Origin of the sequence: Aeromicrobium sp. SORGH_AS_0981, assembly GCF_031453195.1 — a bacterium.
In the GTDB taxonomy this organism is placed as follows: domain Bacteria; phylum Actinomycetota; class Actinomycetes; order Propionibacteriales; family Nocardioidaceae; genus Aeromicrobium.
On the sequence record NZ_JAVIZD010000001.1, the window covers coordinates 1,987,188 to 2,007,169 of the forward strand.

Here is a 19,982-nt window from a genome sequence, read left to right on the forward strand (position 1 = left end):
GTAGCCGCGCGGGCTGCCCAATGCCCCACTTAGGCTGACGCCATGACGCTGCACCCGCAGGCCCGTGCCTACCTCGACGCGCTCGGCGCCGACGACACGCCCCTGGACGTCGAGCTGGTCCGCACGATGCGGGCGGTGTCGCGCGAGGCGGCGCTGGCGGCGCCGGTCGGGACCGAGGTGGACCACGTGGCCGACGTCGACGCCGACGGCGTGCCGTGCCGCCTGTACCGGCCGGCGGCGGGCGCGCCCGTGGCGCTGTACGTGCACGGCGGCGGGTGGGTGCTGCACGACCTCGAGACCCACGACTCGTTCTGCCGGTACCTGGCCGACGCGACGGGCTGGGCCCTGCTGGCGGTCGACTACCGGCTCGCCCCGGAGCATCCCTACCCGGCGCCGCTCGACGACGTGGAGCGGGCGGCGCGGTGGCTGCGCGCGCACGGCGACTCGCTCGACGTCGACACGACCTGGGTCCCCGGCATCGGCGACTCCGCGGGCGCCAACCTGGTGGCGGGGCTGTGCGTGCGCGACCCGCGCCTGCTCGACCACCAGGTGCTGCTGTACCCGGTCACCGACCGGCGTGCCCCGCTCGACCCCGCCCTCGAGAACGCGGCGCTCGACCTCGCGTCGATGACGTGGATGTGGGACGCCTACGCGGCCGACGACGTCGCCGACCGTCCTGACGTCAGCGTGGCCCGGGCGACGAACCTCGCCGACCACCCGCCCGCCGTCGTGGTCACGTGCGAGCACGACGTGCTGCGCGACCAGGGCGAGGCGTACGCGGCGGCGCTCGCCGACGCCGGCGTTCCCGTGGTCGCCCACCGCGCGCTGGGCATGGTCCACTCCTTCTGGCGCCAGCCGGAGGTCTTCGACGCGGCGCGGACCACGGTCGCCGCCGTCGGCGCGTGGCTCGACGCCGCCCGTGCGTCGTCCCGCACGCCCTGACGGGCGGACGACCGCCGCGGCCCCGGTTCTGGGACACTGGCGGCATGCGCGTGCACCTGGGAACCGACCATGCCGGACTCGAGCTGAAGGACCGTCTCGCCGCCTGGCTGACCGACCACGGGTACGAGCCCGTCGACCACGGCGCCTACGAGTACGACGCGGAGGACGACTACCCGCCGTTCTGCGTCGCGGCCGCGCAGGCCGTCGCCGACGAGCCCGGGTCGCTCGGCGTCGTCATCGGCGGCTCCGGCAACGGCGAGCAGATGGCCGCGAACAAGGTGCGCGGCATCCGCGCCGCGCTCGCCTGGAGCGTCGAGACCGCGCGGCTCGCCCGTGAGCACAACGACGCGCAGGTGGTGTCCGTCGGCGGTCGCATGCACACGTTCGAGGAGGCGGTCGAGATCATCGAGACCTTCCTGACGACGCCCTTCAGCGGTGCGGAGCGTCACCAGCGTCGGATCGACCTGCTCGGCACGTACGAGACCACCGGCGGCTTCGGGTGACCCAGGGGTCCGTCCCGACCTCTCGACCCGCAGGGCGCCACGGTGCCTGAGGGTCACACCATCCACCGGCTCGCCCAGCGCGTCGACGACGCGTTCGCCGGCGACCGGGTCACCTCCAGCAGCCCCCAGGGCCGCTTCGAGGAGGGTGCCGCGCGCATCGACGGGCTGACGCTCGTGTCGGCCGACGCGTGGGGCAAGCACCTGCTGGTCCGGTTCGACGGCCTGGCCGAGCAGGTGCACGTGCACCTCGGGCTGTTCGGCAAGTTCCGGGTCCGCAAGCACCCGGAGGGCGAGGTGCCCGAGGTCACCGGCCAGGTGCGGTGGCGGCTCGTCGGACCGGCGGAGTGGCCGACCCGGACGGGCGACCTGAGGGGCCCGACGGCCTGCACGCTGCTGCTGCCCGACGAGGTCGACGCGCTGCTGTCGCGGCTCGGGCCCGACCCCCTGCGCGACGACGCCGACCCGGGCCGCGCGTGGGCGCGCATCCACCGCTCGCGGGCGCCGATCGCCACCCTGCTCATGGACCAGTCGGTGGTCGCGGGCATCGGCAACGTGTACCGGGCGGAGGTGCTGTTCCGCAACGGCATCGACCCGTTCCTGCCGGGCAGGGAGCTGCCCGAGCCGTTCTGGGACGCGATGTGGGCCGACCTGATCGCCTTGATGCGCGAGGGCGTGCGCAAGGGTCGCATCGACACCGTGCACGTCGAGCACGGTCCCGACGTCATGGGTCGAGCGCCACGTCGTGACGACCACGGCGGGGAGGTCTACGTGTACCGGCGCGACGGTCGCGCCTGCTACGTCTGCGGCGACACGGTCCGCAAGCAGGAGCTCGCGGCCCGCAACCTGTTCTGGTGCCCGACGTGCCAGCGCGCGGGTACGCTCGGCCGGTGAGGTCACGTGTGAGCCATGCGCGGATGCGCCTGAGCCGGTACGTGGACGACCGCGTCGTCCGCTGGCAGACGGGCACCCGCGAGGGACAGGTCGCCGTCCTCGCCGTGCTGCTGGTCGCCTGCCTCGGGATCTTCGCGCTGTCGATCACCAACTACGCGGTGTTCCCGGCGCTCACGTTCGTCATCCCGCTGCTGATCGGCAGCATCACCCTGCGGTTCCAGCCGTTGCTGGTGCTCGTCGGCGTCATCGTCGTGCTGGTGACGATCACCGTCTCGCTGGAGTACGTGCGCGAGGGGATCACGGTCAGCCGGGTCAGCTCCCTCGTCATGATGGCGACGGTCGCCGCGATCCAGCTCTGGGAGGCGCGGCGTCGCCGCAGCGGACTCCCCGGACCGCTGGGCGAGGCCATGCTCGTCGACCTGCGCGACCGGCTCCACGCGCAGGGCAAGGTGCCCCCGCTGCCGAGCGGCTGGTACTCGGAGTCGGCCATGCTCACCGCCGGTGGTGTGCACTTCTCCGGCGACTTCATGGTCGCGAACCTGTCGGCCGACGAGGTCGAGCTCGAGATGATCCTCGTCGACGTCTGCGGCAAGGGCGTCGCGGCGGGCACGCAGTCGCTGCAGCTCGCGGGTGCACTGGGCGGACTGATCGGCGCCCTGCCGCCGCAGGCCCTGTTCGCTGCCGCCAACGACTTCCTGCTGCGCCAGCAGTGGGAGGAGGGCTTCGCGACGGCGGTGCACGTCTCCATCGACCTGCGCACCGGCTCCTACGGCATCATCAGCGCCGGACACCCGCCCGTGCTGCACTGGCACCCGTCGACGGGGGAGTGGGCGATCGACGAGGCCCGCGGCACGGCCCTCGGCATCATGCGTCACCCGCTCTTCACGCAGACGCACGGCCGCCTGGAGCCGGGCGAGACACTGCTCTTCTACACCGACGGCGTCGTCGAGTCGCGCGACCAGGGCGTCGAGGAGGGCGTCGCGTGGCTGCGCACGGCGGCGACGCGTGCCCTCCGTGCAGGCGTCGAGGGCGCTGCGGGTCGGATCCTCGGCCGGGTCCGCGCGAAGGACGACGACCGCGCCGTCCTGCTCGTCGCACGCCAGGACTGACCGAGCCCCGCCCCGGCCGCGGGTCGACGCGGTGTGGCATCATGGACCCGCTTCGGCCCCGAGAGCGGACGTAGCTCAATTGGTTAGAGTCTCTGCCTTCCAAGCAGAATGTTGCGAGTTCGAGTCTCGTCGTCCGCTCTCGGGGCCGAATCACGTCTCCACCCGCCCCGCCGTCGACCCCGTCGAGCAGCGGTATCGCTGGTCGAGTAGTCAGGACGAGCTTGCGAGGTCCTGACGCATCGAGACCACTCGGCAACGGATCAGCGTGGGCTGGCTCCCAGCGTCGGCTTGGAGTGGTCTCGATACGTCGCCACACGCCTCGTCCCTCGGCGGAGGCGACTACTCGACCAGCGGATGGTTCCGCTGGTCGAGTAGGCCGACCGGCGACGAAGGAGCCCGGTCGGTCGTATCGAGACCACCCGGCAACGGCCCGGCGCGGGCCGACCCCCAGCGTCGGCTTGGAGTGGTCTCGATACGTCGCCACACGCCTCGTCCCTCGGCGGAGGCGACTACTCGACCAGCGAAACGTTCCGCTGGTCGAGTAGGCCGACTGGCGACGAAGGAGCCCGGTCGGACCATGGAGCCGTCGCAGTGGGGCGTAGCCGCGACGGAGCGAGACCACCCGGCAACAGCCCAGCGCGAACCTGCAGAAACCCCACTGTCCACAGGGGTTTTCCGGGCTGGAGGGGGGTGTCGGAGGGGGTGCCTAGGTTGGAGACATGAGCCCCACCGACACCCTCCTGGCTGACGCGGCGACCGCGTCTGCGCGGGTGTGGGCGGGTGAGGCGGAGCAGGCGCGGGCGGTGCTGCGGTTCGTGGAGACCCGCCGCACCGACGCCCTCACCCAGGGCTTGAGTGCCCGTCAGGTCGAGGACGCGCGTCAGGTCGCGATCCTGGAGGTCGCGGTCGAGCTGCACGTCGCGCAGGGGTTCGTGGCGGACCTGGTCTCGGCCACCCGCACCCTGGTCATGGACCTGCCGACCGTGTGGGCTGGCCACCTGCGGGGTGAGGTCGACCGGGCCAAGGCCCGCGAGATCGCCTCCACCGCCTGGAAGCTGCATGCGCCGGAGAACATCACCCGGCTGGACGAGTCCGTCCTCGCCTACGCCACCAGCCACACGTTGGGTCAGCTGAAGGGGTGGCTGCGTCGGTTCCTCGTCCGGGTCGAGCCGGACCACGCGATCGAGCGCCGCCAGGCCGCACACGCGGACCGCAACGTCACGATCACGGCGTTGGATGACGGGATGAGTCTGCTGCAGGCCCTCATCCCCACGGCTGACGCGGTGTTGATCGACCGGGACCTGACCCTGGCCGCGAAGGCGTCCCGCAGCCAGAGCGCCGACGATGACCGGACGCTGGCGCAGGCTCGTGCTGACGCGCTCGTCGACACCCTCCTGCGCAAGGGCGAGACGGACACGCCTGGCCGCACGCCGGTCGGCACGTCGGGGCGTGGCCGGTTCCACGTCGGGATCACCGTCTCCCTGGCCACCCTGCTCGGCCTCTCGAGTGAGCCGGGCGTCTCTGCCGACGGGCAGCACGTCCTCGACCCTGGCCTGCTCGCCGAGCTCGCCACCGCCGAAGGCACGTTGTTCTCGCGGTTGTTGACCGACGAGCACGGCGGGATCCTCGACGTGACCGAGCTGGGCCGCTTCCCCACCCAGCCCCTACGCAGGGCGTTGAACCTCATCGACGGGACCTGCGACGTGCCCGGCTGCACCCGACCCGCCACCGGATGCGACGTCGACCACCAGATCCCCCACGACCCCGACCCACCACCCGACGGACGACAACCCGGCCAGCAGCGCGGACCCACCGAAGCAGCCAACCTGCACCACCGGTGCCCACCCCACCACGGCCTCAAGACCCGAGGAGCCCTCACCGTCAGCCACGACGAGGACGGCAACGCCCACTGGCACCTGCCCACCCGCACCATCGCCGCCGACACCGCATTCACCCGCGCCTGGACCCGACGACCCCGCACCATCCAGTTCGTCGAGATCCACCACACCCACCCCGACCACATCCAGTACCGACCACGGTGAGACGGCCTAGGATCGATCCATGCTCGAGCCACGGGGGCGGCGCTGGACGCTGCGCGACAAGAAGTCGGACCTCCTCCTGTGCGCGGCGATCCTGGTCGGCGGGGCGTTCCTCGTCACCGTCGTCCTCACCGCCGTCGAGGACGGACTCGCCCCGATGGACGCTCTGCTCGGCTACACGCTGTACGCGTTGGCGCTGACCGTCGGCCTCGCCGTCCTCGTCCTGGCCACCCGGTCGCTCCCGGGAGCCGTGGACGGCCACGTCGACGACGAGCCGGCTCGCGGACTCGTCGCGTGGCCCTGGACCCGTCGCTACGACCTGGCCGTCGACGCCGGCCTCGTGGTGCTCGCCGCCGTCCTGACGATCCTGGGAGTCACCACCGGGGACGGCTGGACGGTCCCGGCGCTGCTCGTCGGCGCCGTGGGACTGTGGCTCCTCGTGCGCACCGGCCTCGCGCTGGTCGGACTGCGTCGCAACGAGGCGATCTGGCTCACGGACGACCACGTCGTCCACGACTGCGTGGCCGGCCGGGTGCAGGTCCCGCGGTCCGCGGTGGTCGACGTGCGCGCAGGCCGGGCCTTCGTGTTCGTGGAGCACGACGGCACCGCCGAGCGTCACCTGCCGCCGAGACCCTGGCGGCGCGACCGCCGACTCGACGACCGTCGGCTGCTCGTCGAGCTGACCCACCTCGGCGCGACCGCCGACGAGCTGGTCTCCTGGCTGCGCGCAGAGCTGCAGCTCGACGCCGAGCCCACGACTGCACCGACACCCTCTCGACGGAACCGACCCTGGAGAAGCCGATGACGACGCCGACCGACGCGACGAGCACCCGACGTCCCATGCCGCCCGTGGTGTACGTGCCGACCACGGGGGAGGACGACCCCGCCCAGCGGCGCGTGCTGATGCACCACCTGGAGGACGGTCGCACGGCGCTCTACACCTACTCCGCGCCCGACCGCCTCGACGACTTCTACCGTCGCGGCAACCCCTGGATCCTGTGCGACGTGCCTGCCCTGCAGAAGGTGCACGACGACACGCCCTACGACGCGCTGTTCGTCGACATCGACCCCGGCTTCGACGACCGCCCCGAGGACGGCGCGCGATGAGCATCGACGTCGACCTGGCGGTCCTCTCGACGATGGCGACCACCCTGGAGGACGCGTCCGACGGACTCGACGGCCTCAGCGGCTCCGTCCCCAAGAACGTCGACGCCGGACCGATGGCTCCGATCATCGCCGCCATGCTGGCCCAGGTGACGGACAGCGCCGGCAACGTCTCCTCCTCCCTCGGCGCCACCGCCGACGCGATCCTGCAGGCGCGGCAGTACTACCAACGTGCCGACGCCGACGCCGAGGCCACGTTCTCCGAGATCGACGACGTGATGCAGCGATGAGCGTCGACACCGAGATCGAGGGCAGCCCGACCAGCATCGAGGGCGCAGCCACCTGGCTGAAGAGCAGCCTCGCGCCGAAGATCGGGGACGCGGCCGACGCCGCGAGCGACGTCCGCCGCGACGCTCAGGGTTCGTGGCGCTGCGAGGCGGGCGACGAGCTCGCCGGGCTGATGAACACGGCCCGCGACAGCACCGACGGGCTCGAGACGGCCGTGACCGACATGGCCACCGACCTCGAGGAGTTCGCCGAGAAGCTGCGCACCTGCCAGTCCGACATGGCGAGCGTGCGCGAGGAGGCTCGGGCGGCGAAGCTCGAGGTCAACGGATTCGTCGTGGTCGACCCCGGACCCGGCCCGGAGCGACCGCCGGACGACTTCACGGGGACCGAGGCCGAGGTGGCCGCCCACGACCAGCGGGTCGAGGCCTACAACGACCACCAGGACCTGATCCGGGCCTACAACGCCGCGGCGTCGGAGGCGGACCGCGTCGACCGTGTCTACAACACCGCCTGCGAGAAGCTGCAGGACGTCTACACGCCGACGCAGCACGCGTCCTGGATCGTCAGCGTCGCCGACATCATCGGCGACGGCGCGGCGGCGTCGCTCGCCGCCCAGCTGGCCGCACGCCAGGGCCCGCTGCTGACCCGTGCGCAGGAGCTGCTCGACGAGGCGCAGACGGCGCTCGACGACATCCGCGCGAATCCCGACCGGTACATGGAGCGCCGGTTCTTCTTCTTCCACCGGCTCAACGAGGCACGGCTGGCCGCCGACGTCGCCGCGGTCGAGGGCCGCATCAGCGACGCCGAGAACCTGCTGCGCCAGTCCGACGACCTCGCGGCCGAGGCGCGCGCGGCCGGCGCGAGTCGGGTCGTGCGCGGTCTCGGACGGGTCCTCGGCCCGCTCGGCGTCGGCCTGGGCGTCTACAACGACTACCAGGAGGGTGAGAGCACCGAGCAGATCATCGTGTCCCAGGGCGGCAGCCTGGTCGCGGGCATCGCGGCCGGTGCCGCCATCGGCACCATGATCCCGGTGCCCGTCGTGGGGACGGTCGTCGGAGGCATCGTCGGTGCCGGCGTCAGCCTCTTCGCCGACGGGGCCATCGACTCGCTCTTCGAGAACGGCCCCGACGTCGGAGCCGCGCTGGAGGAGGGCTGGAACGCGATCGAGGACACCGGCAGCGCCATCGCCGACGGCGTCTCGGGCGCGATGGACACCGTGGGCGGCTGGTTCAGCTGACCGACGCCGAGGGCGGCCCGTCCGTGCGGACCAGGAGGTCGGCGGCGGTGCGGGTGCCCTCGGCGGCGAACAGCCGCCGCTCCTGGTCGGCCCAGACGTCCCACCACGGCGCGTAGGTGTCGCCGTCGCGCGCCAACGCACGTTGCTGACGTGTCGCGACGTCGGCCTCGACCCAGACCAGCACGCTGAGGAACGGGCGCAGCACCCTCGACCCGCTGCCGCACCCGTCGAGGACCAGCAGCGGCACGGGCTCGACGGGCAACGCGCGCACCCACGTGTCCCGCACCCAGCTCCACCGGGGTGGCCAGGCGGTCTCGTCGCGGGCGAGCGGCGCGAGCAGACCGTCGGCCAGCGCGGGCGGCATCCGCGCGAGCCCCGTCCACCCCGGCACGAACTCGTCGGTGCGCACGACCAGGGCGCCGGTGCGGTCGGCGAGCGCGTCGGCGAGCGAGGACTTGCCGGCCCCGCTGGGCCCGTCGACGGCGACCACCCGCACGCGCCCGCACGCCGGCTGGCGGGTCCGCACCAGCTCCAGCAGCGCCTCCACCCCGCCAGACTAGGTTCGCGCGCCGTTCACCGCGGGGACGAGGTCCGTTCCGCGGACGCCGACAGTCTTCGCTCGATCCTCCTCCCCCCGACCAGGAGCACCCGTGAACCTTCGTCGTCCCGTCACCGTGGTCACCGCCCTCGCGGCGTCCGCCGTGGCCCTGGCCGTCCCCGCGGCCACGTCGCCGTCCGTCGCCGCCGAGGCGGACCGTGCCTTCACGCGCACGGCGACCTACCCCGTGTACAAGAACCTGCCCGCCGACCTGCCGTCGTCGTCGGAGACGGTCGCGGAGATCTCCGACGTCTCCGACGACGGCGACACGCTGGTCTACACCGACGCCGTCGGCAAGCGCATCGGCTTCCTCGACATCAGCGACGCCGGTGACCCGCGGGGGGCGGGCTCGCTGTCGCTCGCCCAGCTCGGCGACGCCGAGGACGAGCCGACGTCGGTCGCGGTGCACGGCGGCTACGTGCTCGTGGTCGTCAACACGAGCGAGTCGTTCACGCAGCCGAGCGGCCGGCTCGACGTCGTCCGGCTCGCCGACGCCAGGCGGGTGCGCAGCATCGACCTCGGGGGCCAGCCCGACTCGATCGACGTCTCCGGGAGCCGTGGGATCGTTGCGATCGAGAACGAGCGCGACGAGGAGCTCAAGCCGAGCGGCGGCAGCAAGGGTGACCTCCCGCAGCTGCCCGCCGGCTTCCTGCAGGTGCTCGACCTCTCGGGACCGGTGGGCGACTGGTCGGCCACGAAGGTGCCGCTGACGCAGGCCGACGGGTCCGCCCTGCCGTCGTTCGCCGAGGCGGGCGTGGTCGCGCCGACCGACCCGGAGCCGGAGTACGTCAGCATCAACGGCGCCGGCCAGGCGGCCGTGACGCTGCAGGAGAACAACGCGGTCGCGCTGGTCGACCTCGCGAGCGCCTCGGTCACCAAGGTGTTCAGCGCCGGCCGCTCGACGGTGAACGGCATCGACACGAAGAAGGACGGCCAGATCGACCAGACCGGCTCGATCACCGACGTGCCGCGCGAGCCCGACGCGATCGGGTGGGTCGACGACCAGCACGTCGCGACGGCCAACGAGGGCGACTGGAAGGGCGGGACGCGCGGCTGGACCGTCTTCGACGCCCGCACCGGTGCGGTCGCCTGGGACTCCGGCAACACGCTCGAGCGCGAGGCGGTGCGCCTCGGCCTGCACAACGAGGACCGCGCCGCGAAGAAGGGCATCGAGCTCGAGGGCCTGTCCCTCGCGACGATCGACGGGAGGCGGTACGCGTTCGTCGGCTCGGAGCGGTCGAACGTCGTGGCGGTCTACGACCTGAGCGACCCCACGAAGCCGCGGTACCTGCAGGCGCTGCCGACGACGAACGGGCCGGAGGGCATCCTGCCGATCCCGTCGCGCGGGCTGCTCGCGGTCTCCAGCGAGGTCGACAGCCCGAGCACCGGCGTCCGCTCCTCGGTCGCCCTGTACCGCCTGGGCGACGCTGCTCCCGCGTTCCCCACCATCGAGTCAGCCGACGGACGCGACGGCGCGCCGATCGGCTGGTCCGCGCTCGGCGCGCTCAGCGGCGACCCGACGGACCCCCAGCGCGTCTACGCAGCGTCGGACAGCGTGCTCACGAAGGGCCGGATCTTCGGCGTCGACGTGTCCCGCACGCCGGCCGTGATCACCGACGAGACCGTCGTCACCGAGGGCGGCAGCCCGCTGACGCTCGACGTCGAGGGCCTGTTCGCGCGCCCGCAGGGCGGCTTCTGGCTGGCCTCCGAGGGATCCACCGGGTCGGGCAACCAGCTGGTGCGCACCGACGCCGCCGGGGTCGTGCAGCAGAAGGTCGCCCTGCCGCAGGACGTCGCGGCCCACGTCGGCAAGTGGGGCTTCGAGGGCGTCACGGCCACGACCGACGCCACCGGCGAGCACGTCTGGACGGTCCTGCAGCGTCCGCTCTGGACGGACCCGTCAGCGGCCGACCTGGACCCGTACGAGGGTGCCGACGTCACCCGGATCGGCCGGTACGACGTCGCCGACGGCACCTGGCACTGGTTCGGCTACCGGCTGAACGCGCCCCGTCAGGGCGCCGGTGACTGGATGGGGCTGTCGGAGGTCACGGCGGTCGACGGCGACACGCTCGCCGTCGTGGAGCGCGACAAGCTGAACGGTCCGGCCGCCCGCGTCAAGCGCGTCTACACGGTCGACGTGTCCGCAGGTGCACAGGGACTCACGGGCCTCGACGGCGACCTGCCCGTGCTCGGCAAGAAGCTCGCGATCGACGTGCTCCCCGCGCTCAAGGCCCCGAACGGCTGGGTCCAGGAGAAGCTCGAGGGCTTCACGATCGCCGCCGACGGATCGCTCTACGGCGTCACCGACAACGACGGTCTCAAGGACGCGACGGGGGAGACCGTCTTCCTGCGTCTGGGCCGCGCGACCGACGCGTTCGCCGACGCGCTCGCCACGACCACGACGATCGACGTCGAGCGCGGCTGGGCGTTCGGCACGCGGACGACGGCGCAGGTGACGGTGTCCGGCGCGAGCGCGTCGGGCGAGGTGGAGGTGCTCGACGGCGCGAAGGTCGTCGCGACGGCCACGCTGCAGTCGGGGTCGGCCACGCTCGACCTGTCGGCCCTGCAGCCCGGACGCCGCACGCTGACCGCGCGCTTCGCAGGGTCCGCGCTCGCGGGCGCCAGCACCAGCGAGCCCGTCACCGTCGACGTCGCGCGCGCGTCGTCCACCACCCGCGTGTCGGCGTCGTCGACGTCGGTGCGTCGCGGCCAGACCCTCGTCCTCGCGACGCGCGTCGTCGCGCCGGGCGTGGTGCCGACCGGCCGCGTGCAGGTGCGACGTGCCGGGAAGGTCGTCGCCACCGTCGCGCTCGTGAAGGGCCGTGCGTCGGTGCGGCTCAAGGCCACCGCGAAGGGCACGCATCGCTACGAGGTGCGCTACCTCGGCAGCGAGCTCGTCGCTCCGAGCCGCTCGTCGTCGCTGACGGTGCGCGTGCGGTAGTCCGACGCCGACCGTGTCAGGCCAGGCGCTCCACCAGGGCGAGCCCGAGCGCCCGGCCTGACACGTAGGCCGTCTCCACCGACGACGTCGGACCCCACGCGTCGCCGCACGCGCCGACCCCGTCGTCGCCGAGGTGGAACGTGGCGTCGTGCCCGTGCGCGGGCCTCGAGAAGGTCCACCGCTGCACGTGCATCAGGCTCGGCTCGGTGTCGGGGACCTCGACGACCTCGCGGAGCGCGGCCAGCATCGGTCCGGCGGCCGACGCCGGGTCGTCGAGGTGCTGCTCGGCCCGACCGGCCGTGCTGTGTGCGACGAGGACGGGCGCGCGGTCGCCACGCCGCAGACCGTCGTCGGCGACCCACGCCAGGTCGGCGTGGTCGCCGACGAAGATGCCGTCCTCGTCGGGCCACGTCCGCTCGTCCCACCCGGCCGTCAGCGCGAGCGCCGGCTCGTAGGGGTCGTCGAGAACGTCGTGGGCCGGCGTGCCCGGCTCGAGCAGACGTCGTGCCTGGGGGTCGGGCATGGCGAGCACGACCGCGTCGGCCCGCTCGCCGTCGACGCTCGGACCCTCCGGACCGACCTCGACGCGGCGCACCGGATCGGCGCTGCGCACGTCGAGCCGTCCGGCGAGGTCCTCCACGAGGCTGCGCAGGCCGTCGGGCGCGGCCCATCGCAGCGGGCCGGGCTTGACCTCGCGACCGCTGGGCGTCCAAGCGGTGAACCGATCGGTCCAGGGTCGCGCGAGGCCGCGCAGCTCCCAGTCGTCCACGACGGCGGCGAACGCGTCGTCACGGACGGTGAAGTAGCTCGCGCCGATGTCGACGACGCGCCCGTCGTGGCGGCGCAGGGCCATGCGACCCCCGGGACGACGCCCGGTGTCGCGGACGACGACCTCGTGCCCGTGGGCGACGAGCTCGCGTGCGCACACGACACCGGACAGCCCGGCCCCGACCACCACGACGTGCGCCATCGGTCAGGCCGCGTCGCGGGTCGGGTAGTCGGTGTAGCCCTCGGCGCCGCCGCCGTAGAAGGTGTCCGGGTTCGGCTCGTTCAGCTCCGTGCCGTCGCGCCAGCGCTCGACGAGGTCGGGGTTGGCGAGGAACGGACGGCCGACGGCCACCAGGTCGGCGAGCCCGCCGTCGACGATGTGCTTCACCTCGTCGAGGTCGGTCACCTGCGAGAAGCCCGTGTTCGCGACGACCGTGCCGCCGAAGCGCGTGCGCAGGTCCTGGAACAGCTCGCCCTCGGGGTCGCCGAGGATGCTCAGGTAGGCGATGCCGAGGTCGGCGATGCCGTCGACCAGCGCCTCGTAGGTGGCGCGGGTGTCGTCGGGGTCGGTCTCGAGGACGCCCTGGATGTTGTGCGCGGGGGAGATGCGCAGACCGACCTTCTCGGCCCCGATCGCCTCGGCCACGGCCCGCACGACGTCGATCGTCAGGCGTGCCCGGTTCTCGGGGCTTCCGCCGTACTCGTCGGTGCGCTCGTTCGTCGACGGTGCGAGGAACTGGTGCAGGACGTACCCGTTCGCGCCGTGCACCTCCACGCCGTCGAGGCCGGCCTCGACCGCGTTGCGCGCTGCCTGCACGAACTCCTCGACCAGTCCGGGCACCTCCGACGTCTCCAGGGCGCGCGGCTCGACGTGGGGCTTCTGCCCGTCGGCCGTCACCATCTCCCCGGGGGCCGTGAGGGCGCTCGGGGCGACGGTCTCGAGACCGTCCTTGTTGTCCGGGTGCGCGATGCGACCCACGTGCATCAGCTGCGCGACGATGCGGCCGTCGCGCGCGTGCACGGCGTCGGCGACCTTGCGCCAGCCCGCGACCTGCTCGGACGAGTGCAGACCCGGCGTGTCGAGGTAGCCCTGGCCCACGGCCGAGGGCTGCGTGCCCTCGGTGACGATCAGGCCGGCACCGGCGCGCTGCCCGTAGTACGTGGCGGCGAGGTCGCCGGGCACGCCGCCTGCCTCCGCACGGTTGCGCGTGAGCGGCGCCATGACGAAGCGCTGCGGCAGCGTCCAGGCGCCGACGGTGATCGGGTCGAAGACGGTGGTCATCTCTCTCCTTCGGATCGGGTACGGGCGGCGGCGGTCGGCCGCGCCCATCTCCTTCACTGTTCAACCGAATCGATGCGTCCGCACGTCGAACCCAGGGCCTGTGGCCGGACTCATGCCGACCCACCGGCCGGCGCTCCGTGGACGGATCGGGCCTTTCGTCCCCACGACGGCAGGACCCGACCTACTGTCCTTCCATGAGGACTGGACGGATCGCGGTCGCCGTGGCGACCGCCCTCGTGCTCGCGGCGGTCCCCGCCACGGGCGCGTCGCCGAAGAAGCCCAACGACTGGCTCAAGCCGGGGGTGCCGCTGCAGGGTCAGCAGCACCCCGACCCGAGCGCCGTCTCCCTCGGTCCGTACGTGCTCGCGACGTCGACGAACCACGGTGGCAGCGACCTGCCCTTCGTCTGGTCCGGCGACCTCAGCCTCTGGACGGCCCGCACGCAGTACGCCGACGGCAACCGCACGCGCGACGGCGAGGGTCGCGGGTTCTTCAACGACGGGATCGACGCACCGCGCTGGGGCTCGTACGCGTCGTGCACGGAGACGCCGCGCACCCGGTCGGGCTGCGACCCGCGCGAGATGTGGGCGCCCGGCTTCGACTTCGTGGGGCGGACGGTGGGTGCTGTTCAGCGCCGTGAAGGTGTCCGACCGCTACTCCTCCTACGGCCGGTTCGCCATCTACCGGGCGGCCGCGTCGGTCGCGACGGGGCTCTACTCGTCCGTCTCCTCCTCGCCGATCGTGCGCACCGACACACGCCGCGACCCGGCCGGCGTCATCGACCCGGAGGTGTTCACCGACCCGGCGAACAACCGCTCCTACCTGCTCTACAAGACGGAGGGCAACCTGCAGGGCAACCTGCCGACCCTCTGGTCGCGCCGACTGGACTCCAGCGGCACACGGTTCCTCAAGGGGTCCAAGCCCGTGCGGCTGCTCACGACCCCGCGCGGCTCCTGGGAGGGACGCGTCGTCGAGAACCCGTCCATGGCGAAGGTGAACGGGGTCTACGTCCTCTTCTACTCCGGCAACGAGTACACGAGCACCCGCTACGCGACCGGCTACGCGGTGTGCAAGCGCGGCCCGTCGGCGCCCTGCACCCGTCCTGGGTCGAACCGGCTGCTCACGTCGGCGCGCGGCTCCTACGGCCCGGGCGGTGCGGACGCGCTGACCGACGCCCGCGGTCGCCACCTGCTCGCGTACCACGCCTACCCGACGGCCAGCGGCAGCACCGGCACCGGTGGCCGGACCCTGCGCACCGCCGAGTTCACCGTCGACCCGCGCACCAAGCGCGTCTCGATCCGGCAGCGGGCCGTCGCTGCCGCGCCCGGTCGCGAGGGCGGCACGTGGTTCGGCGGCAACGGCGCGTTCACCCGCGTCAAGCAGGACGCGAGCGGCGCGTTCGTGCCGTTCGTCGCCGACCTGGACCACGACGGCGTCGACGACGTCGGCTACTACGGCGGCTGGGGACGGGCGGACGCCGCACGCCTCGGCGCCAAGGGTGCCCGGACGCTGCGGTCGGGCTCGGCGGCGCTCGTGCGCCAGGCCGGGGCGTTCGTGCCGGTCTCGGGCGACTTCGACGGCGACGGTCACACCGACGTCTACTGGTACCAGCCGGGCGCCGACCCGCACAACGACTTCCTCGACCCGCGCAACAAGCGCCACTACGAGCCGAACGCCCGACGCGACGAGCTGTGGCTCTCCCGGGCGGGTGGCTGGCAGAAGATCCCGCTCGCGCAGGACCGGACCGCCGTCCCGATCGTCGCGGACGTCGACGGACGTCCGGGTGACGAGCTGTGGTGGTACGTGCCTGGCAAGGCGTCGGACGAGCGGTGGACCTGGGACGCGGCGGCCGGCACGATGGCACGCCGGCAGGGCGACATCCCCGGCCCGGGCACCACGGCCCCGGCCGTCGCCGACTTCGACGCCGACGGGTCCGACGACCTGCTCTGGTACGTGCCGGGGCAGGCTCGGGCGACGGTCTGGTGGAAGGGCTCGTCGGCCACCCGCACGTCGTTCGCCGTCGACTCGGCGACCCGGACGGCCGGGCGCGTCCCGGTCGCGGGCGACTTCGACCGCTCGACGCCGGGCGCCGAGGTGCTCTGGTACGGGCCCCGCTCGGTCAGCGAGGTGCAGTGGTCCACGCTGCGTCGCACGGGCACGCCCCAGGTCACGAAGGTGCCCTCGTTCGACGGCGGCGCCGCCTACCAGGCCGTCGTCGGCGACTACGACGGCGACGGGACCGACGACATCAGCTGGTTCGGGTGAGGGGCGCGACACGACAGGGCAGGTGACCCCGGGGGACCGGTGGGTGCCTAGGCTGGCTCGGTGAGCAAGCGCATCGAGTTCCCGTACCTGGACGGCCTCCGCGGCCTGGCCGCCCTGTCGGTGGTGCTCTACCACACGTTCCTCTACACGGGGGAGCGTGGCGACGCGTACCGCGCGATGCCGACGTGGTCGTGGGCGATCAGCTCCGGCTACGTCGGGGTCGCCATCTTCATCGTGCTGTCCGGCTACCTGCTCATGCTCCCCGTGGCGACGAACCCCGAGGGCCTGCGCTTCCGGCGCGGCACCTGGGACTTCGTCAAGCGGCGCAGCCGGCGCATCCTCCCGCCGTACTACTTCTCGCTGCTCATGGCGCTGGTGCTCATCTGGTTCGTCCCGCTGATGGGCGAGCCGCGCAACACCCAGTGGGACACCAAGATCCCCGTGACGACCGACGGGCTGGTCTCGCACCTGCTGATGGTGCACAACCTCGACCGCGACTGGTTCGGCGAGATCAACGGACCGCTGTGGAGCGTCGCGGCCGAGTTCCAGATCTACTTCATCATGGCGCTCGTGCTGCTGCCGCTGTTCCGGCTGGTGCCCCCGTCGCTGGTGGTGCTGGTGACGGCGGTGTGGACCGGCTGGCTGGCGGTCGGCGGCAGCTACGAGTTCATGCACCCCTGGTACATCTGCCTGTTCGCGGCAGGCATGTGGGCCGCGCAGCTGACCCTGCGTCCCGGAGCCGACAAGGTCGCCCGCTGGGTGGGCCTGGCGCTCCTGCTCGCCGCGCCGGTGGCGCTCTTCGTCGCCCGCAGCGCGAAGATCAACCACCGCGACTGGCTGTACAAGACGACCTACTGGCCCGAGATGGCCCTGGGCCTCGCCGTCGCGGCACTGCTCGTGTGGGCCGGCCACGTCTACCTGCGCGGTGACCGTCCCGCGGTGCTGCGGCTCCTCTCGAGCGCTCCGCTGCTGCGGCTCGGCCTGTTCTCCTACACGCTCTACCTGTGCCACAGCCCGCTGATCGGCCTGGCGAACCTCCTGCTGCTGCCCCTCGGCCTCAGCACCGTCACGCAGTACTTCGTGCTGACGTTCCTCGTGGTCCCCGTCGTGATGGTGATCTGCTACGGCTTCTACCTGCTCGTCGAGCGGCACTTCCTCAACACGCGTCAGCGCCACGTCGCGGAGGAGGAGCAGCCCGAGGGACGCCCCGCGGCGACCTGAGCCCCGCCCCCACGGGGCTACACTCGTGCCTCGCCCCACCGCGCCGTCCGCGCCGGGGCATCGGGATGTAGCGCAGCTTGGTAGCGCATCCGCTTTGGGAGCGGAGGGTCGCAGGTTCAAATCCTGTCATCCCGACCACACGTCGCCCGCGCGTGCCCTCCTCGCGGGGGCCAGGCGCTGACGACGGACAGCGAGGACGCTGGCCACCACCGCGGAGGACACCCTCGGGACCGAGACGGCGAACGTGCAGGGCCGTCCCCGTTGCGCGGCTCGATGAGGAGGCGCGGTCAGCGGCCGAGACGCTCCAGCAGCCGGTCGAGGACGGTGAGCCCGCCGACGAGGACCGCGCTGGCCGCCGACCACAGCAGGCTCGGACGCGGCGCAGGCGCCGGGCGCACGAGCGACGTCGGGAGCGAGGTCGTGGTCTGCATGGCAGAAGGGTGCCACACGGCCTGGTCGCGGGGAAGGCCAAGGACCCGGCCGGGACTGCCGAAGGTCCTCGTCGTCGGCGTCGAGGAAGGACAGGGGCGAGGTCAGGGACGACGGTAGCGGCGCTCCGGCCGTCCGGCTCCGCCGTAGCGCAGCCGGACCTGTGCCTCGCCCGTCGTCACGAAGTGCTCGAGGTAGCGACGGGCGGTCACGCGCGAGAGGCCGAGCCGCTCGGCAGCGTCGGAGGAGGAGACCTCCTCGTCCTGCTCCAGCAGGCCCTCCACGAGCTGCGCCGTCTCCCGGCTGAGCCCCTTCGGCAGGGGAGCGACCCGGGACGGGCTGCGCGCCGCGCCGAACGCGCGGTCGATGGTGGCCTGGTCGGCGTCGCCCTCGCCCAGGGCGAGGAGGGCGTTGCGGACGCGGTGCAGGCGCTCGGCGAGGTCGTGCTGCTCGAACGGCTTGACGACGTACTGCATCGCGCCGCCCGCCACCGCGGCCCGCACGGTGTCGGCGTCGCGCTCGGCCGTCACCATGATCACGCCGGCCCGGCTGCCCGCCTCGCGGAGCCGGGCGAGCACCTGCAGCCCGCCGAGGTCGGGCAGGTGCACGTCGAGGAGGACGAGGTCGGGGTCGAGCGCCGCGCACAGCGCGATCGCCTCCTCGCCGTTCGCGGCGACGCCCACGACCTCGAAGCCCTCGGTCCGCTCGACGAACCTGGCGTTGAGCCGCGCGACCATGAAGTCGTCGTCGACGACCAGCACCGACGTCACGTCGACTCCCAGGGCAGCACCACGCGGAACAGGCTAGGCCGCGCGGCGTCGATCGTCACCGACCCACCACGTCGCTCGCACAGGAGCCGCACCAGCGCCAGGCCGACGCCGCGGCCGCCCAGCACGTCGGGCTTGGTGGAGTAGCCGCGCACGAACACCGCCGACCGCAGCTCCGCGGGCACGCCGTCGCCGCTGTCCTCGACCTCCAGGACGAGCGCGTCGTCGTCGGCGCGGCCCGTCACCCGCACCTCCGCGCCCGGCGTGCCCCGGCACGCGTCGACGGCGTTGTCGACGAGGTTGCCGAGGATCGTCGTCACGTCGGCCGCCAGACCGGTGCCGAGCGGAGGGATCTCGCAGTCCGGGTCGAGGCTGAGCAGCACGCCCGCCTCGTCCGCCTGGCTCGACTTCGCGAGCAGCAGCGCAGCCGTGGCCGGGTCCTCCACGTGGTCGGCGAGGTCGTCCTGCCGCGCCGCACGCGATCCCACGATGTGCGTCACGAGGGCGCGCGCCTCCTCCGGCTCGTCGAGCTCCAGCAGACCACCGATGGTGTGCAGCTGGTTGGCGAACTCGTGCGTCTGCGCGCGCAGCGCGTCGGTGATGGTCAGGTTCGAGCCGAGCTGCTGCTGCACCTCGACGAGCTCCGTGCGGTCGCGCATCGTCACGACGGTGCCGACGCCCTCGCCCCGGGTCGCCGCGCGGCGTCGGTTCAGCACCAGCACGCGGTCGCGCGTCACGAGCACCACGTCGCTCGCGTCGCCTTGGTCCTGCAGGAGCGCGGCGACGTCGGGCTCGGCGGCGACGTCGACCACACGGCGGCCCAGCACCGGCCCCTCGAGGCCGAGCAGCTCGAGGGCCGCGTCGTTGACCATGCTGACCCGACCGTCGGGGTCGACGCCCAGGACGCCCTCGCGGATGCCGTGCAGGAGCGCCTCGCGGTGGTCGGCGAGTCGGGCGAAGTCACCGGCGGCGAGCCCGCGCGTGCGCCGGCGCACGATGCGCGAGACGGTCCAGGAGCCGAGGATGCCGAGGCCCGCGCCCACCCCCAGGAAGAGCGCGAGGTCGGGTGCGGCGTTGGTCGCGCGCTGCCAGGCCGTCGGGTACTTCTGCTCCGCCAGGACGGCGCCTGCGAACGACCCGTCGTCGGCCAGCACCGGGGCGTGCCCGGCGAGCGTGCGCCCACGGTCGGTCGGCACCGACCCCGTCCACCCGCGGCCCTCCAGGACGCGGCTGCCCCCGAGCGGCGCCTCCGTGCCCACCAGCGACGGCCTGGACGACGCGACCACCCGCCCGTCCCGGCCGGTCACCGACACGACGTCGGCGCCGGACAGCGACCGCGCCCGGTCGATCGCCGGTGCGAGCACGCGCGACGCGTCGGTCGACCCGAGACGCGAGCGCACGACGGCGACGTTCGCGAGGTACTCCGCGGTCGAGCGCAGTCGGGCCCCGCGGTCGTCCTCGAACCCGCGGGTGGCCTGCTGCAGCGAGAGCACGCCGACGATCACCAGCACGAGCGCGACGACGGCGAGCTGGAGCAGCAGGAACTGACCGGCCAACGTACGTCGGCCCGGTCGCGGCGACCACAACGAACACAACCT

At 73.0% G+C, this 19,982-nt stretch carries 18 protein-coding genes and 2 tRNA genes; 14 read left to right on the forward strand and 6 right to left on the reverse strand.

The genetic code is table 11. From position 1 onward, the window contains the following. Window positions 1-42: 42 nt before the first annotated feature. From QE370_RS10085 to QE370_RS10130, 10 genes are all read left to right on the forward strand, one after another. Complete coding sequence (locus QE370_RS10085) at window positions 43-942, forward strand: alpha/beta hydrolase (protein ID WP_309634274.1); 900 nt, start codon at window positions 43-45, stop codon at window positions 940-942. Window positions 943-986: 44 nt separating this feature from the next. Further along, window positions 987-1,445: a ribose-5-phosphate isomerase gene (locus QE370_RS10090; protein WP_253024392.1), complete on the forward strand. Its 459-nt coding sequence runs from the start codon at window positions 987-989 to the stop codon at window positions 1,443-1,445. A gap of 42 nt (window positions 1,446-1,487) precedes the next feature. Further along, complete coding sequence (locus QE370_RS10095; RefSeq protein ID WP_309634275.1) at window positions 1,488-2,336, forward strand: DNA-formamidopyrimidine glycosylase family protein; 849 nt, start codon at window positions 1,488-1,490, stop codon at window positions 2,334-2,336. Further along, on the forward strand, window positions 2,333-3,445 hold the full coding sequence (locus QE370_RS10100; protein WP_309634276.1) for a PP2C family protein-serine/threonine phosphatase: 1,113 nt from the start codon (window positions 2,333-2,335) through the stop codon (window positions 3,443-3,445). The genes QE370_RS10095 and QE370_RS10100 overlap by 4 nt, the downstream gene beginning before the upstream one ends. 64 nt (window positions 3,446-3,509) lie before the next feature. Then, window positions 3,510-3,583: transfer RNA gene (locus QE370_RS10105), tRNA-Gly, on the forward strand. Window positions 3,584-4,164: 581 nt separating this feature from the next. Next, complete coding sequence (locus QE370_RS10110) at window positions 4,165-5,487, forward strand: DUF222 domain-containing protein (RefSeq protein ID WP_309634277.1); 1,323 nt, start codon at window positions 4,165-4,167, stop codon at window positions 5,485-5,487. Window positions 5,488-5,506: 19 nt separating this feature from the next. Continuing rightward, window positions 5,507-6,289 (forward strand): hypothetical protein, encoded by a 783-nt coding sequence (locus QE370_RS10115; protein ID WP_309634278.1) that lies wholly within the window; start codon window positions 5,507-5,509, stop codon window positions 6,287-6,289. Then, on the forward strand, window positions 6,286-6,591 hold the full coding sequence (locus tag QE370_RS10120) for an SAV_915 family protein (protein ID WP_253024402.1): 306 nt from the start codon (window positions 6,286-6,288) through the stop codon (window positions 6,589-6,591). Before QE370_RS10115 ends, QE370_RS10120 begins: the two co-directional genes overlap by 4 nt. After that, window positions 6,588-6,878: a hypothetical protein gene (locus QE370_RS10125; protein WP_309634279.1), complete on the forward strand. Its 291-nt coding sequence runs from the start codon at window positions 6,588-6,590 to the stop codon at window positions 6,876-6,878. Before QE370_RS10120 ends, QE370_RS10125 begins: the two co-directional genes overlap by 4 nt. Further along, the gene (locus QE370_RS10130; RefSeq protein WP_309634280.1) at window positions 6,875-8,113 is read left to right on the forward strand and encodes a hypothetical protein; all 1,239 of its coding nucleotides are present in this window, start codon (window positions 6,875-6,877) and stop codon (window positions 8,111-8,113) included. The genes QE370_RS10125 and QE370_RS10130 overlap by 4 nt, the downstream gene beginning before the upstream one ends. On the opposite strand, the gene QE370_RS10135 is transcribed toward QE370_RS10130, so the two are convergent. Further along, window positions 8,106-8,660 carry a (d)CMP kinase gene (locus QE370_RS10135; protein ID WP_253024408.1) on the reverse strand — a complete coding sequence of 185 codons (555 nt, stop codon included), beginning with the start codon at window positions 8,658-8,660 and terminating at the stop codon, window positions 8,106-8,108. The two genes, QE370_RS10130 and QE370_RS10135, sit on opposite strands and share 8 nt — an antisense overlap. A gap of 103 nt (window positions 8,661-8,763) precedes the next feature. Between QE370_RS10135 and QE370_RS10140 the strand changes: the two genes are divergently transcribed. Next, a complete protein-coding gene (locus QE370_RS10140; RefSeq protein WP_309634281.1) occupies window positions 8,764-11,652 on the forward strand; it encodes an esterase-like activity of phytase family protein in 2,889 nt (962 codons plus the stop codon). Window positions 11,653-11,668: 16 nt separating this feature from the next. Here the strand turns inward: QE370_RS10140 and QE370_RS10145 are convergent, their stop codons facing one another. Together QE370_RS10145 and QE370_RS10150 are read right to left on the reverse strand one after the other, a co-directional pair. Next, complete coding sequence (locus QE370_RS10145) at window positions 11,669-12,622, reverse strand: FAD-dependent oxidoreductase (protein ID WP_309634282.1); 954 nt, start codon at window positions 12,620-12,622, stop codon at window positions 11,669-11,671. Between the two features lie 3 nt (window positions 12,623-12,625). Beyond that, window positions 12,626-13,702, reverse strand: coding sequence for an alkene reductase (locus QE370_RS10150; protein ID WP_286690534.1), 1,077 nt, complete (start codon window positions 13,700-13,702; stop codon window positions 12,626-12,628). Window positions 13,703-14,086: 384 nt separating this feature from the next. Between QE370_RS10150 and QE370_RS10155 the strand changes: the two genes are divergently transcribed. From QE370_RS10155 to QE370_RS10165, 3 genes are all read left to right on the forward strand, one after another. Then, window positions 14,087-15,967, forward strand: a complete 1,881-nt coding sequence (locus QE370_RS10155; RefSeq protein ID WP_309634283.1) for a family 43 glycosylhydrolase — start codon at window positions 14,087-14,089, stop codon at window positions 15,965-15,967. Between the two features lie 60 nt (window positions 15,968-16,027). Next, entirely contained in the window at window positions 16,028-17,188 is a 1,161-nt protein-coding gene (locus tag QE370_RS10160; protein WP_309634284.1) for an acyltransferase, read from the forward strand. A gap of 61 nt (window positions 17,189-17,249) precedes the next feature. Continuing rightward, window positions 17,250-17,326, forward strand: a tRNA-Pro gene (locus QE370_RS10165). Window positions 17,327-17,475: 149 nt separating this feature from the next. Here QE370_RS10165 and QE370_RS10170 read toward each other — a convergent pair. The 3 genes from QE370_RS10170 to QE370_RS10180 form a co-directional block, all read right to left on the reverse strand. Then, on the reverse strand, window positions 17,476-17,619 hold the full coding sequence (locus tag QE370_RS10170; RefSeq protein WP_309634285.1) for a hypothetical protein: 144 nt from the start codon (window positions 17,617-17,619) through the stop codon (window positions 17,476-17,478). Between the two features lie 102 nt (window positions 17,620-17,721). Further along, on the reverse strand, window positions 17,722-18,387 hold the full coding sequence (locus tag QE370_RS10175) for a response regulator (RefSeq protein ID WP_083516254.1): 666 nt from the start codon (window positions 18,385-18,387) through the stop codon (window positions 17,722-17,724). Continuing rightward, window positions 18,384-19,970 (reverse strand): ATP-binding protein, encoded by a 1,587-nt coding sequence (locus tag QE370_RS10180; protein WP_309634286.1) that lies wholly within the window; start codon window positions 19,968-19,970, stop codon window positions 18,384-18,386. The genes QE370_RS10175 and QE370_RS10180 overlap by 4 nt, the downstream gene beginning before the upstream one ends. Window positions 19,971-19,982 lie beyond the last annotated feature (12 nt).